Raw genomic sequence first — 17,815 nt, 5'->3', positions numbered from 1 at the left:
CGGATTCGGCGGCGAAAAATTTGTATGAAAATGGGCGCAGGAAAAAATTCTGTTTTTCGGATTTTTTTGATATGCGAGGTGAATTTCTTGCGTCTTTTTAAAAGAAAATAGCCCCGACCTTGCGGGCGGGGCTCAAGCGGGTGAACTCGAAGTTCGCGTCTAGTATGGAACCTCAGATAACGTACGTTACTCGCACATTACTCATTTCCTGGTTGCCCACCGGAGGCGGCGACCCAGCCCGAGGGCGATCAGCAGCCCGAGCATAAGGGTTCCGGTAGAACCGCCGGATTTTTTCTTTTTCTTCTTGGGCTCTTCCGGTTGTGGTTGAGGCTCCGGTTCCGGTTCAGGCTGCGGATAGGTACAGCTGCCGTCATCCTTAGTGGCGTTTTCGTTGTAGTTGTCCGCGTTCATGTCGGTACAGCCCGGCTCTTCGCTGTCGGATACTACGGTCAGTGTGAATGTCTGACTGGCTTTATCCGCCGGTACCTGCTCATCGGCGACGGTGACGGTGATTTGCGTTTCACCGTACCAGTTGGCATCGGGTGTGATGCTGATGGTGGAACCGGAGGTGTTCCCGGATACGTGCGCGGTGATGTGCGCGCCGCTGACGGTGATCAGGTTGGGTGCCTGGTCCTTGTCCAGGTAGACCACCTCGATGCCTTCCAGCGTGGTGTTCTCGTCCATGGTGTGGTCTTTGAACGGCGTCAGGATCAGGTTGCTGGGCACCACGATGATCTGACTCTTCACTTCCTGTGCCATACCGTCGATATCGCTCACGAAGGCCAGTTCCAGATCCTGTCCGGTCGCGGTTTCGGCTACGCGCACCTGGAAGCTCAGATCAAACTGGGTGGATTCCGGGCCCACGTAGTCGTAGCAGACCACGAGATCCTTTTTCAGTTTGGTGTCCAGGTCGTTGTAGGCGAAGCTCCGACCCTTTTCCAGGTTGAAAAAGTAGGGATAGCCGAAGATATCCAGCGGGCCGTAGTTACCGTGCAGGCCCACGGAGCCGGCACCGGGTTCGCCGGCAAAGTCCAGGTCGCCGTAGGCCATGGTGAATTCGTATTCACCCTCGCCGTAGCGGTAGCCCTTGTGCACGATCAGGTCGAAGTTGTAGCGGTCCGCCTTCTCGCTGGTTACGCTGCCGCCAGTCCAGCCGACATCGAGGTTCTGGGTGCGGGCGTTGACCCACTCGATAATAATATCGTCGATATTATTTGCCGGATCCTTGGCCCAGGCCATCGCAATACCGGAACCTTCAGTCTTGTCGTAAGTCTGGTTCAGCGGTGTGCCGAGGGCGTCAACGTCGGCGCCGAACCAGCTTTGATCGTTCACCATACCTCTCCAGAATACGCCGATAAACGGCGAATAAGGGTCGGAGTAGTAGGGAAATTTCACGTGCGCAAGGTGGTGTGAGGGATCCCAGGAGTGCTCCAGTGCAACGTAGCCCTGTGGCGATACCACCATCCACGGAGAGGCGTAGTAATCCTCGTTGTGGTACAGGTTCATGCCGGCGTTTTCACCCCAGAAGCGGCTCAACGGAATGCGGAACTCCGGGTTTACCCACTCGGTCGCATTACCGCCCATGTCCGGCACTATGTTGTAGTTCTGGAACAGGCCGACAAAGCCACCATCGTTGGGGCCACCGTAAGTGGGCGTGCGACACAACTGGTCGTTTTCATTGGTGGTGATCACGTAGTCCCGCGCCCAGTCCTGGGAGTTTTCCTGCACACCGTTCACGCGGATGAGGTTGCCATCCACGGTGAGCTTGTCGCGCATCAACGGATTGTTGATTTTCACCGAGTCTTCCACCAGGGTCAGGCCTTCCGGCAGCTGGCTGATCAGATCGATCTCGCGGTCGATACCGGAGTTGTTTTCCAGTACATGCACGGAGACATCGATGATGTCGCCACCAATGGCCTGTGTCTGACTGGTAGCGAGGCTGACATCGTCGACGCCGCGGGTCAGTTTGACCGGCACGAAGCCGAGGCTGCCCGGTGCGTTGCCGGTGCCGATATCGAAGCCGGTGTAGGCGACATCACCTTCCTCCAGGCCGCTCAGGGTCCAGCCTAGGTCCAGGTTCACGGCTTTGCTGCCGTCGGTGTTCGCCGGTCCCTCGACCTGCAGACCGCCGAAGCTTTTCGGCACCATGGCGGTGGCTACCTTGTAGGTATCGATCAGCTCGACACCTTCATACTCCACGTAATCGGCGGCCCACATGCGCGCGTTTTCCACCAACACCCAGTAGCTGCCGGCATCCGGGTTGGTGATGCTGCAGTAGTTGAGCTGGATCTGGGTAGTGGAGGCGCACAGCAGTTCGGTATCGATGTCCGCTTCGCCGTCGCCGTCTGCATCACGGCCGATATAAACAGTCATCCAGCCGTCCAGCCAGCGACTTTTTTCCTCGTACCAGCCAGGTCCGGACACATTTTCCAGTACCTCGACCACAAAGCGCGCGGTGTTTGCCGGCACGTCATGCAGGGTCACCCGCGCGTGGCCGGGACCGTAGTCGCCGTCCATGCGAATCGGGAAGTGGTTTTCGTCCTGGGGCAGGGTGACGTTCTCAACGGTCGCCTTCACCGGGGTGAAGCCGCGGTAGACGATGTTATTCATCGCCGGCAGCGGCAAATCCTTGAGGTGGTAGCTGCCGTTGTCGCGGTGCGCTTCGATATTCACGATGCTGGGCAGGCCGGCGCGGTCGAAATTGATGGATACTGGCCAGTGTGCGTCGGGAATTGAAGCGTCGCTGGCTTTAAAGCGTACCTGGCTCCACAGCTCCATTTGCTCCAGGTTATCCAGGCCGCCGAGCATGGTGTTGTTCTCGAACTGAACGTCGGTCAGGTCAGCACGGAACACGATGGTCTGGGTCTCGCCCGCCTTGAGGCTGAAGCTTGCCGGGAAAGCCTCGATTTTGGCACCCGCCACCGGCATCTCGCCGTCGCCGGTATTCCACACATCGTAGGTCCAGTCGCCGTTGCTCACGGTCCAGCTGCCATCGCGGGTGGCGCGTACGGTGCGGATCCAGGAACAGTTTCTGCGGCAGTTGTTGTCGGCCAGCTGCGGCAGATTCAGCTGCTTCACGTCGCCGCCGTTTCTCGGGTTGGCGAATTCGAAGTTGGCTGCGGTCTCGTCCATCACCAGACCGGCGTCCACGGCGGCGGCCACGTCTACACGACCGGCACCAGCGCGGTAGGTGTGCGCCGGACGCGGATCGTTATAGGCGTTGATTTCTTCGAGCACTGTCTCGGACGCGGTCATCAGCAGCGCGGACTGCACTTCTGCAGCGGTCCAGTCCGGATGTGCCTGGCGCACCAGGGTCATGGCGCCGGCCACATGGGGGCTGGCCATGGAGGTGCCGTTCAGCATGCCCCAGTCCTGGGAGAGGGATTCCGAGAAGGGGTGCTCGTCGGCGTAGGCAGCGAGAATACCCACACCGGGGGCGCTGATATGCGGTGCCAGGCTACCGGTGAAGTGCGTGGCCGGGCCACGGGAGGAGAACTCCGCGAGCATGTCGCCGGCGCTTTCATCAAGAGTGCGGCTAATGCTGCCGCCGGTGATGGTGATGCTGTGATCGGTGCCGCCGTCGTTGACCCAGTTCAGCAACCGGTTGCCCGGGGCGTTCTTGATATGCAGAGCCGGCAGTGGATAGATATCGTTGAACACCTCCGTCTCTGCCTTCGTTATGCCGCTGTAGAAGGGTTCGTTGTAGACGATGATGCCGCCGGCACCGCCGGCCTGTACATTGAAGCCCTTGGTTACGCGGGCGTTTTCACCGCGTTTACAGATCACGATCTGGTCGCTGGTGAAGGTGTTGGGGGCGAACTCGTTGAGGCACTTTTCATCGCCGTAGTCCGCGGCGATGACCGGTGTGCCGGTCACACTACCTTCTGAGAAGCCGGCCTTGTCGTTGGTGTAGAAGGTCGGCGGAGTAGTAGCGCCGCCACTCATCTCGATCGTGTTACCGGTGATTTCCATCACGCGGTCGGTGGTGCTCGCGGCTACCGAGGTGTACCAGGGCGCAGTGTGGGACAGGGTGTAGAAACCCTTGCCGGCGTTACCGGCAGAAGCCGACACGGAAATACCCGCTTCGCGCGCGGACAGGAAAGCCAGGGCGGTAGCATCCTCCCATGGGAAGCGATCGCCACCACCAATGGAAAAGTTGATAACGTCTACGCCGTCCTGAATGGCCTGATCTACCGCTTTCAACATCACTTCGGTCGGGCAACCGCCATTGGCCGGAAAGCAGACCTGATAGGAGATAATGTTGGCGTGGGGAGCGACACCCGATACCTGCTCGAATTCGAAACCACTGGGAATACCGTCGCCGTCGCCCGGCACGCCGCCCAGGTAGGGCACATTGTGCACCACGTTGCCCGCCGCGGTACTGGCGGTGTGGCTGCCGTGTCCGTTGTAGTCCTCGCCGCTGGCCGGGCGCACACCATCGAAGGTGTCGGTGATAAAAGGCCAGCTCCAGACGCCGATCAGCTTGTCATTACAGGTGGCCGCACCGGTGGCACAGTCACCCACGTAGACGCCTTCGCCCCAGGGGTTGTTGTGGTCGTAACCGTCGTCACCGACGTCGGCGAAGGCGGCGTGATCGGTGTTGACGCCGGTATCCAGGATACCGACGATCATGCCCTCACCCTTCTGCTTCAGGCTGCTGGTAGACGTCTCGCCGTTCCAGATCTTGTCGGCACCGATAAATTCCGGGCCGCGGTCGGTGTGCAGCTGCAGCGTGTCGGAGCGCTGCACAAAGGCCACCTGCGGCAGCTTGGCCAGCTCCCTTGCCTGCGCCTGGGTCATCTTCATGGTGAAGCCGTTGATGGCATCGGTGAACTGCAGTCGCGGTGCGCGCTTCACGCCCAGGGCGCGGGCTTCCTGTACCACGGTCTGCTGCTTGTCCAGCAGGTAATTCTTGTAACCGAGAGCGCGGTTTTTCTGAACTGTGTTCAGTCCGCGGGGGCCGCGCGGGGCGGCCAAGAGTCCCTGTTCCGCTTCGGCGCGCAGAGCACTTTTGGCGGTGGCGGCGTAGCCTTTTACTCGGCCGTCGTAGGTGGCTACCGGTTGGTCCTGCAGGCGGATGATATACACATCCTCTCCGCTGCGCTCTGGTTCATCGGCGAACTTATCTGCGCTGGAGGCCGGGCGGATCTGCTGGTTTACGCCACCGGGGCGGCGCCTGTCTGGAATCGCGGTTTCCCGTTGTTGGATTGTCGATTTTTTAATTTCAGTAAATTGCGCAGCCTTGATTTGCTGCACGACCTGAGACGGATGACTGGTGACTGCCGCGGCCATGCTGCTGGTACAGACAGCTGACGCGATCACCGTCGCTAGCGTTTTCATTTTCAAGTTATTAGCTCCTTCGCACTTCTATTTATTATTCCTACTGGGCGTATTGCTACGCACAGAACCGCAAGGAATATCACGCAGGAGCTGAAAAAATTGTCCCAAATTGTCTTGCCTGCGACCGAAAAAAAACCGTTTTGAAGTCTATGTCGGAAAAAACCAAAAACGACAGGTGAAAAATCTGAAATAACCGGAAAAACAATTTTTCCGGAAATAAAAAAGCCCCAGCATGTTTGCCAGGGTTTTGAATGTTGAACACATTCCGTGTGTTCGGATCAGTATCGTGCCGGCACTATTTTTTAGTGGGCAGTGATACGGAAGCGACGCATCAGGCCAATTATGATCAGTAGCCCAAGCATAAGGGTTCCGGTAGAACCGCCGGATTTTTTCTTTTTCTTCTTGGGCTCTTCCGGTTGTGGTTGAGGCTCTGGTTCCGGTTCAGGCTGCGGATAGGTACAGCTGCCGTCATCCTTGGTGGCGTTTTCGTCGTAGTTGTCCGCATTCATGTCGGTACAGCCCGGCTCTTCGCCGTCGGATACTACGGTCAGTGTGAATGTCTGACTGGCCTTATCCGCCGGTACCTGCTCATCGGCGACGGTGACGGTGATTTGCGTTTCACCGTACCAGTTGGCATCGGGTGTGATGCTGATGGTGGAACCGGAGGTGTTCCCGGATACGTGCGCGGTGATGTGCGCGCCGCTGACGGTGATCAGGTTGGGTGCCTGGTCCTTGTCCAGGTAGACCACCTCGATGCCTTCCAGCGTGGTGTTCTCGTCCATGGTGTGGTCTTTGAATGGCGTCAGGATCAGGTTGCTGGGCACCACGATGATCTGACTCTTCACTTCCTGTGCCATACCGTCGATATCGCTCACGAAGGCCAGTTCCAGATCCTGCCCGGTCGCGGTTTCGGCTACGCGCACCTGGAAGCTCAGATCAAACTGGGTGGATTCCGGGCCCACGTAGTCGTAGCAGACCACGAGATCCTTTTTCAGTTTGGTGTCCAGGTTGTTGTAGGCGAAGCTCTTGCCGATTTCCTGGTCGTAGTAGTACGGATAGCCCTGTACATCCAGCGGACCGTAGTGGCCGTGCAGGCCCACAGAGCCGGCACCGGGTTCGCCGGCAAAGTCCAGGTCGCCGTAGGCCATGGTAAATTCGTATTCACCCTCGCCGTAGCGGTAGCCCTCGTGCACGATCAGGTTGAAGCTGTAACGGTCCGCCTTCTCACTGAGCAGGGTGCCGCCGGACCAGCCGACATCGAGGTTCTGAGTCCGGGCGTTGACCCACTCGATAATAATGTCGTTGATATTATTCGCAGGGTCTTTGGCCCAGGCCAGTGCGATACCGGAACCTTCGGTCTTGCTGGACGTCTGGTTCAGCGGTGTGCCGAGTGCGTCGACGTTGGCGCCGAACCAGTTCTGGGAGTTCACCGTACCCTTCCAGAATGCGCCGATGAAGGGCGTATAGGGATCGGAGTAGTAGGGGAATTCCCAGTGCGCGATATGCGCGGCGCTGTTGTACTGGGCCTCCAGTGCTGCGTAGCCCTGGGGTGACAGTACCAGCGCAGGGTAGGAACGGTACTCCTTGTTGTTGAACAGGTTGATACTCGCGTTTTCACCCCAGAAGCGGCTCAGCTGAATGCGGAATTCCGGGTTCACAAAGTCGGTGGCGAGGCCACCAATTTCCGGAATGAAACCGTAGTTCTGGAACAGGCCGATAAAGCCGCCGTTACTGGTGCCACCGTAGTTGGGCGTGCGACACATCTGGTCGGTTTCGCTGGTGGTGATCCGGTAGTCGGGTTTCCAGTCTCCGGAGTTTTCCTGCACGCCGTTCACGCGGATGAGGTTGCCATCCACGGTGAGATTGTCGCGCATCCGCGGGTTGTTGATCTTCACCGAGCCTTCCACCAAAGTCAGGCCTTCCGGTAGCTGGCTGATCAGATCGATCTCGCGGTCGATTCCGGAGTTGTTTTCCAGTACATGCACGGAGACATCGATGATGTCGCCACCAATGGCCTGTGTCTGGCTGGCGGTGAGGCTGACATCGTCGACGCCGCGGGTCAGCTTGACCGGCACGAAGCCGATGTTGCCCGGTGCGTTGGCGGTGCCGATATCGAAGCCGGCGTAGGCGACATCACCTTCTTCGAGGCCGCTCAGGGCCCAGTTCAGGTCCACACTCACGGCTTTGCTGCCGTCGCTGCTCGCCGGTCCCTCAACCTGCAGACCGCCCACATTGGCCGGTACTATGGCAGTGGCAACCTTGTAGGTATCCACCAGCTCGAAACCTTCGTACTCGGTGTTGTCCGCGGCCTTCATGCGCACGTTTTCGACCATCACCCAGTAGCTGCCCGCATCGGGATTGGTAATGCTGCAGTAATTGAGCTCGATCTGAGTGGAGGAGGCGCACAGCAGTTCGGTGTCCATATCCACTTCACCGTCGCCGTCCGCATCGCGGCCGATAAACAGTGTCGCCCAGCCGTCGAGGTAGCGACGCTTGGCTTCGTTCCAGCCGGGTCCGCTGACGTTTTCCAGTACTTCCACCACCAGGCGCGCGGTGTTCTCCGGCACTTCGTGCAGGGTGACACGGGTGTGACCGGGGCTGTGGTCACCGTCCATGTAAATGGCGTAGTGGTTGTTGTCCTGGGGCAGGGTGATTTCCTCTACCTTTGCTTTTACCGGGGTATAGCCTCGGTAGGCGATGCTGTTCATCGCAGGCAGTGGCAGGTCCTTCACGTGGTAGCTGCCGTTGTCGCGGTGTACTTCAATGTTGACCATACTGGGCAGGCCGGCGCGGTCGAAGTTGATGGACACCGGCCAGTGCGCATCGGGGATGCTGGAGTCGCTGGCTTTGAAGCGCACTTCGCTCCAGAGCTCGATCTCCGGTTGATCCTCGACATCGTACACGCCGTTCCACTCCCACTGCGCATCGGTCAGATCGGCGCGGAAGATGATGGTCTGGGTCTCGCCCGCCTTGAGGCTGAAGCTCGCGGGGAAGGCCTCGATTCTGGCGCCCTGCACCGGCTTCTCGCCCTCACCGGCTGCCCACACATCGTAGGTCCAGTCGCCGTTGCTCACGGTCCAGCTGCCGTCGCGGGTGGCGCGTACGGTGCGGATCCAGGAACAGTTGCGGCGGCAGTCGTTGTCCACCAGTTGCGGGAGGTTCAGCTGTTTTACGTCGCCACCGTTTTTCGGGTTGGCGAATTCGAAGTTGGCGGCGGTCTCGTCCATGACCAGGCCGGCTTCTACCGCTGCGGCCACGTCTACGCGGCCGGCACCGGCGCGGTAGGTGTGGGCCGGGCGCGGGTCATGCCAGGCATCAATGGGTTCGCGCACGGTCTGCGCGGCGGTCATCAGCAGTGCGGACTGCACTTCGGCGGGTGTCCAGTCCGGGTGCGCCTGGCGCACCAGGGTCAGTGCACCGGCCACATGGGGGCTGGCCATGGAGGTGCCGCTGATCATCGCCCAGTCTTTGGCGAGGCCGCCGGTGAACGGCTGCTCGTCGGCGTAGGCGGCGAGAATATCCACCCCGGGGGCACTGATATGCGGAGCCAGGCTGCCGGTGAAGTGCGTGGCCGGGCCGCGGGAGGAGAAGTCCGCGAGCATATCGCCGGCGCTCTCATCCAGGGTGCGGGCAATGCTGCCGCCGGTGATCGTGACACGGTGATCGGTACCGCCATCGCTGACCCAGTTCACCAGTTTGGTACCCGGGTAGTTTTTGATATGCAGGCCCGGCAGTGGGTAGATATCGTCGTAGACCTGTTTTTCTTCCGACGTCATCCCGGCGTAGGAATCGTTGTAGAGAATAAACCCGCCGGCGCCGCCGGCCTGCACATTGAATGCCTTGTCGACACGGGCATTCTGGCCGCGCTTACAGATCACGATCTGGTCGCTGGTGAAGGTGTCTGCGGCGAACTCGTTCAGGCACATTTCATCGCCGTAGTTCGCGGCGAGTACCGGTGTGCCGGTTACGCTGCCCTGAGAGAAGCCGGCGATATCGTCGCTCTTGGGATCGGTCTCGCTGATGTAGAAAGACGGCGGATTGGTAGCGCCGCCGCTCATCTCGATGCTGTTGGCGGTAACCTCCATCACACGGTCACTGGTGCTCGCCGCCACAACCGTATACCAGGGGGCCGTGTGCGAGAGGGTATAGAAGCCCTTACCGGCGTTGCCGGCGGAGGCCGCTATGGAAATACCGGCTTCACGGGCGGAGAGAAACGCCATGGCGGTGGCGTCTTCCCAGGGAAACCTGTCGCCGCCACCGATGGAGAAGTTGATAACATCGACCCCGTCCTGGATGGCCTGATCAATCGCCTTCAGCATGACCTCGCTGGGGCAGCCGCGGTGATCCGGGAAACAGACCTGGTAGGAGATGATATTGGCGTGGGGCGCAACTCCGGATACCTGCTCGAATTCGAAGCCGGTGGGAATGCCATCGCCAACACCCGGCGTGCCGCCCAGGTAGGGCACATTGTGGACCACGTTGCCGGCCGCGGTACTGGCGGTATGGCTGCCGTGACCGTTGTAATCCTCACCGCTGGCCGGGCGTATACCCTCGTAGGTGTCGGTAATGAATGGCCAGCTCCACACGCCGATCAGTTTGTCGTTACAGGTGGCCGCGCCGGTGGCACAGTCGCCCACGTAGTTGCCGCTTCCCCAGGGGTTGGTGTGGTCGTAACCGTCGTCGCCCACGTCCGCAAAGGAGACGTGATCGGTGTTGATCCCGGTATCCAGGATACCGACGATCATGCCTTCACCTTTCTGCTTGAGATTGCTCGCCGCGGTCTGTCCGTTCCAGACCTTGTCGGCACCGATGAACTCGGGGCCGCGATCCGTGTGCAATTGCAGGGTATCGGAGCGCTGGACGAAGGCCACCTGTGGCAGCTTCGCCAGCGCCTTCGCCTGCGCCTGGGTCATCGACATGGTGAAACCGTTGATGGCGTCGGTAAATTGCAGGCGTGGCATGTGTTTTACGCCCAGAGCGCGGGCTTCCTGAACCACGGACTGCTGCTTGTCCATCAGGTAGTTTTTGTAGCTTACTGCGCGATTCTGCTGGAGGGTCTCCAGTCCACGGGTACCGCGGGGAGCAACCAGCAGGCCCTGTTCCACTTCACTGCGCAGCACACTTTTGGCCGTGGCGGCGTAACCTTTCACTCGGCCGTCGTAGGTGGCTACCGGCAGGTCTTGCAGGCGGACGATGTACACGTCTTCGCCGCTGCGTGCCGGTTCATGGGCGAATTTATCGTCGCCGGATGCGGGCCGGATCTGCCGGTTTACTCCACCGGGGCGCCGGTTTTCCGGCAGGATGGTAGGTTGATGACTGGCGGTTTGCTTTGTGAGCTCTGCCATTTGCGCAGCTTTGATTTGCTGCAATCCCGAAGACGGGTGGGTGGCAACCGCTGCCGCCATACTGCTGGTACAGATGGCGGAAGCGATCACCGTCGCTAGCGTTTTAGCTTTCAAGTTCTTACTCCCACGGAATACTACTTATCGTTTTGCTTCTGGGCGTATGGAGGCGCACAGAACCCGATTGAATAGCACGGCGAAAATCAAAGAGCTGTCCCAATTTGTCCCGCGGGAGTGGCGTCCTCTGTGCACGGAACGGGCGTGTCATGAAGTGGAAAATGAATGTCGCCTACGGAAAAGTTCCCGCCTCCCCATCGCAATAAAATGCCCGAGGACGATACGGCATTGCCTGCTTCCCCGATAAACCGGTACACCCGGATTTGCCTGCGAAGCAGCCGGATTGGCGTTATCAGGTATTTCCGGGGGCAGTGTGTACGCCCCGGTTTGGATTACGTAGGTATTCGGGTCGGTGCAGTGTTCGGAAGTGTTCAGGTGCGTGGCAAGCGCATACTTTTAATCGAGAGCGACCCGCGTGCAACGCGATCCACGCTCTCTTTACTGCGTGGCTGGGGATTTCTCGTGTGGTCTTTCGACCGGACGGTTGATCTCAGTCTGATCCTCAGATACAGCAATTTCGATCTGGTCATCAGCGATATCAACACGCTGGAGCGGGAAGAATTTGACGGGATTCAGACGGTCCGCCGCTGCTTTGGCGGTCTTTATTTTGTCTTGTCCGCGCAGGGGGACATCGCCGGCGAACTGAAAGCCTTTGAACTCGGGGTCGACGACTTTATCTGTAAAACCGTCGACCCGCGTATTTTACTGGCTCGCATCTGCGCCGGGCTGCGACAGCGGGTACTGGCACCGCAGCCGCCAGAGCCGGATGGAAAAGTTGAAATAGACAATCTGGTCATCGATCGCAACGACCACTGTGCCCTGGTGCGCGGCAAGCGTATGCCGCTGTCTACGGGAGAGTTTGAGCTTCTGTGGATGCTCGCCACCCATCGGCATCAGGCGCTGAGCCGCGAATTTCTGTTCATCAACACGCTCGGGCGCGAATACGATGGTCTGGACCGCACCATCGACCGGCGTGTCAGTCGCCTGCGAAAAAAACTGGATGCCCGTGCCGACCTCTCCCTCACCGTGCGTACCATATGGGGGCGGGGATATATGCTGGCGGAGCGTTGACCGCGTTCGGTCCCGGCCAGTAAGCCGTCGGAATTTTTGCCGGTGGCGGTCAGGACTCCGCCAGGTACCCACTTTTCATGGACGAACGGATCAATACCTTGCGCAGTAGGCGCGGAGAAAGTCTACCGAGCCACGCGGCCACACTGGACATCGGGCCGGTGTGAATGTGGGCGCGCCCGGTGAGCACGCCGCGAACGATATCACTGGCCACCACATCCGGGTCGGCACCCTTCGCGCGATAAAACTGCTGCAGCTTTTCCAGTTGGCGCGGTGATATGTTCGCGCCCACCGAATGGATGCCTGCGACGATGGCGGTGTTGATAAACCCGGGATAAACACATTGCACCACGATTTCACTGTCGTGCTCCTCCATGGCCAACACCTCGGTGAAGTTGCGTACCGCCGCTTTTGAGGCCGCGTAGGCGCTCATGTTTGGCGCCGGAGCAAGTGCGGCAAGGGAGGCGATATTGACGATGTGGCGGGGTCCACCGGCCTGTTTCATCGCCGGCATAAACGCGCTTACCAAGTGCACCACACCCATGACATTCACGCGATGGATGGCTTCCCACTGCGCCAGCGGGTGCTCCACCACGCCGGCGAAAAACGCGATACCGGCATTGTTGATCAGAATATCCAGCGGTCCCAGTGTGCGGTGAATGTCATCCGCGAGCGCGCTGACGCTGTCCCAGTTTGCGACATCACATCGGTACGTTTCGCAGCGTGCGCCGATGGACTCGATCTGCGCGCGGGCGCCTTCCAACGCCGCTTCACTGAGGTCGACCAGAATAATCAGAGCGCCCTGACGGGCAAAGGCCTCGGCGGTTGCCAGACCGATACCGGCGGCGCCGCCGGTAATCAGAACCTTCCTGTGCGTCAGATCGGTAATGGGCATGGTGGTGCTTCTCCACGTAAATCGAGAGGTGAAACCGCGTGTGCTGTGCGCGGAAATCAGGGCAGCTGGTAATCCCTGAACTGCTCGCGCAGATCCCGTTTCTGAATTTTCCCGGTGGCGGTGTGAGGCAGTTGCGCCACGACTTCCATGGCATCCGGCAGCCACCACTTGGGCACCTTGTCAGCGAGGTAGTCGTGCATGGCGGCGAGTGTCGGCGGTGTGCCCGGGTCCCGGGGAACGATCACCAGCAGCGGGCGCTCCGCCCATTTTTCCGAATGCACGCCGATCACCGCGGCCTCCGCGACGAGGGGGTGACCAACCGCGGCGTTTTCCAGATCGATGGAGCTGATCCACTCGCCTCCCGTCTTGATGACGTCTTTGGAACGGTCGCAGATGCGCATGTAGCCATCGCGGCTGAAGCTGGCCACGTCACCGGTGCGGAAGTATCCGTCGCGATCAAATTTGCCTTCGTCGGCTTGCGCGTCTTCGTAGTAACCGCAGGTAATCCAGGGGCCGCGTACCCAGACTTCACCGATGGCCTCGCCATCGTGGGGCTGTACCTGACCGTCGTCGTCCACCAGTTTCATTTCCACACCGAACACCGGCAGGCCCTGGGTGACCTGCACCTCGGAGCGGGTGTCGCGATCGCGGTTGATCAGGTGGGACTTCAGTTTGCAGACGGTGCCCACCGGGGACATTTCGGTCATGCCCCAGGCGTGAATGAATTCCACGTTCTGCTGCTCTTCGAAGTATTCGATCATGGAGCGGGGTGCGGCGGAGCCGCCGACGATCATGCGCTTCAGGTTCCGCAGCTGCAGCTGGTTGTCGCGCAGGTGATTTTGCAGCGCCAGCCAGATGGTGGGTACGCCGGCCGTGACGGTAACGCCTTCCGCGGCCATCAGGGTGTACAGACTCTCGCCATCCAGTTTCGGCCCCGGCAGTACCAGCTTGGCGCCGTTCAGTAGCGCGCTGTAGGGAATGCCCCAGGCGTTGACGTGGAACAGCGGCACAACCGGCAGCACCGCGTCGTGCAGGCCGATGTTCAGCGCATTGGCGCCGGTGACGGCCATGGAGTGCAGCACCGTGGAGCGGTGGCTGTAAAGCACACCTTTGGGATTGCCGGTGGTGCCGGAGGTGTAACACAGAGAGGACGCCGCGTTCTCATCCAGCGCCGGCCACTCGATGTTGTCGCTGTGGCCGGCGATAAAGTCTTCATAACTGGTGGTGCGCACATCGCTGCGCGGGAGGTCTTCGTCGCCCAGCCAGATCAGTTGGCGCAGGTTGGGTGCCTTGGCGGCGATGGGTGCAATCAGTTCGGAGAATGTCGGGTCGGCAAACAGCAATACATCGTCCGCGTGGTGGACGATGTACTCCATCTGCGCGGGAAACAGGCGTGGGTTGATGGTGTGACAGACCGCGCCGATACCGGAGATGGCGTAGTACAGTTCAAGGTGGCGGTGGTCGTTCCAGGCCAGGGTTGCCACGCGATCTCCGGGCTTTACCCCGGCGGCTTGCAACGCGTTGGCCAGCTGGCATACGCGCAGGCCGAAATCCCGGTAGCTGTAGCGGAATACGGATTTGCCGGCGCAGACGGAAACGATGGTCTGTTCACCGTGAAATTGCGTGGCGTATTCAAAAATACGCGAGACCAGCAGTGGCCATTGCATCATTTTGCCTAGCATGGGCTCTCCTCGGTTCTGTTTTTTGGGGGTGTTTGCATCTCGCCGTGCAGCCCGGCGAGCTGGCGCGCGGGCTGTGGCGGGAAGTATCAGGCGTGGCTCAGATCTTTGGGCTCGATATCGTTGGCTTCGCAGTAGGCCAGGTAGCGTTCCATGGCCGTTTTCCAGTTTTCAATCGCGCATACCTGATCGTTTTCATCCAGGTAGAGCAGGTCGCCGGTGGTGATCTGGAACGTAATGATTTCATCGCCGTAACCTTCCACACCGATGGGGGTGTGGGAGCTGGCAGCCGTTTCCAGTACCACGCTGCCGGGCTTGGCGACCCAGTCGTGCTCCATGTATTTCCAGGCGCCGGCGATGGTGTAAAGCTGCACCGTTCCCGAGTGGTGGTGCTTTGGCAGCTGCATATGGACCGGTGCGCGCAGCATGGTGACGGTCTCGCCTTTCACCGGGTCCACGCGCAACAGCTTCACGTGTACCTCCTCGGTGTAAGGGGTGAAGGGGGTCCAGGGCAGATCGTCCGGGTCGATACAGGCGGTGTCTACGGTTTCAAAAAACATCTTTCCCATGGTGGTCTCCACATAAAAATGGTTGCGGGAATACCCCGGATTCCGGTGTTGCCGGCATCCGGGTACTCGGGTGTTAGAAGTGATAGCGTAAGGTGGCGCCGACGGTGCGCGGTGCGCCGAGGAATGCCTGATAGGAGTTATCCGCGCCCAGCGCGCCCATGACGTTGTCCGGCGCGTACTGCCCGACATAAGTCTCATCGGTCAGGTTTTTGCCCCAGGCGGAAATGTCCCAGTTCTCGTTGCGCCAGCCGAGGCGGGCATTGGTGAGGGTGTAGGCCTCCTGGGTAAAGCGTTTGTCCAGGGAGGACGCCGGGATATGTTCGCCGACATAGGACACGTCGAGGCGGGTGTAGAGGTCGCCTCCGGCCAGCGGGTACTCGTACTGGAGTCCGGCGCTGTTTTTCCATTTGGGCGCGAAGGGCAGCGTCTCTCCACTCAGGTCACAGAAGCCATTGGCGCCGGCGGCGACGCCGAAGGCGCAGGTGCCGCGGGTGTACTCATCGTAGCGGGCGTCCACATAGGAGGCGGCCAGATTCATGCTCAGGCGCTCGCCGAGCATGATCAGCGCGTCGAACTCCAGCCCCTGATTGGTGACCTTCTCGGCGTTGTCCACGTTGAATTGCAGGCCCTGGAAGGCCGCGGACTGGAAGTCGTTGTACACGGTGTGGAAAAGAGCACCATTCAGCTGCACGCGGCTGTCGAACAGGTGGCTTTTCCAGCCCAGTTCCACGGTGTCTACGGTTTCCTCGCCAAAGGGGCGCTCGTCGTTCGGGGCGTCGCCAAAGCCCAGGTTGAAACCGCCGGCCTTGAAACCGTGGGCGCCGGTCAGGTAGGTCATGAAATCGTCGGTCCAGTGGTATTCCGCAGTCAGGTTGTAGGTGACGTGACTCCAGGTATCTTCCGCTTCCCAGTGATTGTTGGGGGCGAGCTTACCCACCAGCCCCAGATTGTCGGGGGTGGCAAACGGGTTGTTCGGGTTGCCGAGGCCGATGACGGAAATGCCGGTACCGTTGTTGCTGGATTCCAGCAGCGCGGATTTTTTCTCCCGGTTGTAGCGCAGGCCTCCGCTTAGCGAGAAGTCGTCGCTGATGTTCCAGGTGGCGGAGGCGAAGGCGCCAAAGGTGTTGGTGTCCTGTTCGTTGTAGAAATCGGCATATTCCCCGGGCTGGCCGAGCAGCGCGGGGAGGGCGCCGTAACGCGCACCTTCCGGCAGGCCGAGGAGCATGCCCTGGGTGGCTGGGTCGAGCTGTGCAAACGCGATGGTTTTACCCAGTTCGTCAATGTCTTCCAGCATCAGGAAATCGGTATCCGAGCCGTCGCCGCGGGTGAAGTTGTTGTCGTAATAGAAGAGGCCGGTCATCCAGTCGACGGTTTCACCGCCAGCGGACGCCAGGCGCAGTTCCTGACTGAATGAGCGCCCGCTGGTGGTTTCGTTGAAGCTGGCCAGTCTCAGCTGGGACTGGTCGGCGTCGTGCTGATTCGTGGCCACGTCGTAATCGTCGTAGCTGGAGATCGAGGTCAGGGTCAGGTCGCCCATCGCATAGTCGGCAATGGCGGTGAACTCCTTGGAGTCCTGGGTAAATTGCGTGTTGCCGTTGCGGTCGACAAGACGGTTGGTGGCTACATTGTCCTGCAGCGCGGTGGTGTTGCTGACCGAGGAACCGAACAGCAGTTGCGAGGTGCCGAGCAGGGACTGCACGCGGTTACCAAACGTCACATCGCCCAGCGCGCTGTCGAAATCGCGGTTTACCGCACCGGCGATCAGGCGCACGGAGAGGTCGTCGGTCGGTTCGATCAGCAGCTGGCCGCGCAGCGCGTAGCTCTGCTGGTTGTCGGCGTCGCCGCCGGTGCCCAGGTTTTCAACCCAGTGATCGCGCTGGGTGCTGGAGATGGAGAGACGGCCGCTGACGGTATCACTGAGGCCGCCGTTGATATAACCGCGACCGATCATTTCGCCAAAGGAACCCGCGCTCAGTTCCCCCATGGCGTCAAATTCCTGACTGGGAGCGAGGGTACTGATACTGACCAGACCGGCGGTCACGTTCTTTCCGTACAGGGTGCTCTGGGGGCCTTTGACGACTTCGATGCGCTCGATATCCACCAGATCACTCAGACCGGTACCGGAGCGGGAGCGGAAGGCGCCGTCGATGAACAGCCCGGTATCGGGTTCGAAGGTGGGGATATTGCCCTCGTTACCGATGCGACGCATCCGGAAACTGGAGGCCCATGGGCCATTGTTGGTGGTGACGGTCAGTGCCGGTGCCAAGTAGGACACATCGGACATGTCGTTGATACCGGCGTCCTGCATCAGACCGGTGTCCATGGCGGATACGGACGCGGAGACATCCTGCAGGCTTTCCGCGCGCTTTTGCGCGGTAACCATGATTTCCTCAATCTGTTGCGCCAGGCTGCCTTGCGAAAATCCCAGGGCCGCCGCGGTTACGGCGAGGCTGAGGGCGGAACGGGTCCAGAGTGTCGAACGGTTTGGTGTGTGCACTTGCGCTCTCCTCATCGGCAGGACTGCGTATAAACAGTCGCTGTTTATCAGCGGTGGGCTGACGGTTTATTGTTATGGAGCACGCAGGCTAGGGCATTCCCGTGGTGGCCTCTTCACCCTTTGTTATGATTTTGTAAACGGCATGAATTTGGCAGCCGAGTGTGGGCTGACCTTCAAGTCGCTGAAACTGTGCAAAAATTCAGCGAAATGGGGCTTGTAGGAAGCACATCGCCTCACCCTTTCGGGTGAGGCGATGTGCTGGTCCCCCTGATTAAATGCGCGGCGATGAAATTTCCGCAGTCGCCCCG

General features: G+C 60.0%; 7 protein-coding genes. 1 reads left to right on the top strand and 6 read right to left on the bottom strand.

Annotation, left to right across the window (positions count from 1 at the left end):
• Positions 1-201: 201 nt before the first annotated feature.
• Together C3938_RS03180 and C3938_RS03175 are read right to left on the bottom strand one after the other, a co-directional pair.
• Positions 202-5,340: a S8 family serine peptidase gene (locus C3938_RS03180; RefSeq protein WP_105101799.1), complete on the bottom strand. Its 5,139-nt coding sequence runs from the start codon at positions 5,338-5,340 to the stop codon at positions 202-204.
• 302 nt (positions 5,341-5,642) lie between these two features.
• Entirely contained in the window at positions 5,643-10,799 is a 5,157-nt protein-coding gene (locus C3938_RS03175; protein WP_158681546.1) for a S8 family serine peptidase, read from the bottom strand.
• A gap of 357 nt (positions 10,800-11,156) precedes the next feature.
• On the opposite strand from C3938_RS03175, the gene C3938_RS03170 reads away from it, so the two are divergent.
• Positions 11,157-11,870: a response regulator transcription factor gene (locus C3938_RS03170; protein ID WP_158681545.1), complete on the top strand. Its 714-nt coding sequence runs from the start codon at positions 11,157-11,159 to the stop codon at positions 11,868-11,870.
• A gap of 49 nt (positions 11,871-11,919) precedes the next feature.
• On the opposite strand, the gene C3938_RS03165 is transcribed toward C3938_RS03170, so the two are convergent.
• From C3938_RS03165 to C3938_RS03150, 4 genes are all read right to left on the bottom strand, one after another.
• Entirely contained in the window at positions 11,920-12,762 is an 843-nt protein-coding gene (locus C3938_RS03165; RefSeq protein ID WP_105101796.1) for an SDR family NAD(P)-dependent oxidoreductase, read from the bottom strand.
• A 56-nt stretch (positions 12,763-12,818) separates the two neighbouring features.
• Complete coding sequence (locus C3938_RS03160; protein ID WP_105101795.1) at positions 12,819-14,444, bottom strand: long-chain fatty acid--CoA ligase; 1,626 nt, start codon at positions 14,442-14,444, stop codon at positions 12,819-12,821.
• An 86-nt stretch (positions 14,445-14,530) separates the two neighbouring features.
• Positions 14,531-15,010, bottom strand: coding sequence for a 2,4'-dihydroxyacetophenone dioxygenase family protein (locus C3938_RS03155; RefSeq protein WP_199775481.1), 480 nt, complete (start codon positions 15,008-15,010; stop codon positions 14,531-14,533).
• 73 nt (positions 15,011-15,083) lie between these two features.
• Positions 15,084-17,507 carry a TonB-dependent receptor gene (locus C3938_RS03150; RefSeq protein WP_158681544.1) on the bottom strand — a complete coding sequence of 808 codons (2,424 nt, stop codon included), beginning with the start codon at positions 17,505-17,507 and terminating at the stop codon, positions 15,084-15,086.
• Between the last annotated feature and the right edge of the window lie 308 nt (positions 17,508-17,815).

The organism is Microbulbifer pacificus (assembly GCF_002959965.1).
GTDB lineage: Bacteria > Pseudomonadota > Gammaproteobacteria > Pseudomonadales > Cellvibrionaceae > Microbulbifer > Microbulbifer pacificus_A.
The sequence above is the reverse complement of the archived record's forward strand: the minus strand, read 5'-3'. Positions and strand labels throughout refer to the sequence as shown.

Excerpts from the sequence above, each read along its gene's own strand:
- C3938_RS03180 (WP_105101799.1), bottom strand. The coding sequence starts at position 5,340 with ATGAAAACGCTAGCGACGGTGATCGCGTCAGCTGTCTGTACCAGCAGC.
- C3938_RS03165 (WP_105101796.1), bottom strand. The coding sequence starts at position 12,762 with ATGCCCATTACCGATCTGACGCACAGGAAGGTTCTGATTACCGGCGGC.
- C3938_RS03160 (WP_105101795.1), bottom strand. The coding sequence starts at position 14,444 with ATGCTAGGCAAAATGATGCAATGGCCACTGCTGGTCTCGCGTATTTTT.
- C3938_RS03155 (WP_199775481.1), bottom strand. The coding sequence starts at position 15,010 with ATGGGAAAGATGTTTTTTGAAACCGTAGACACCGCCTGTATCGACCCG.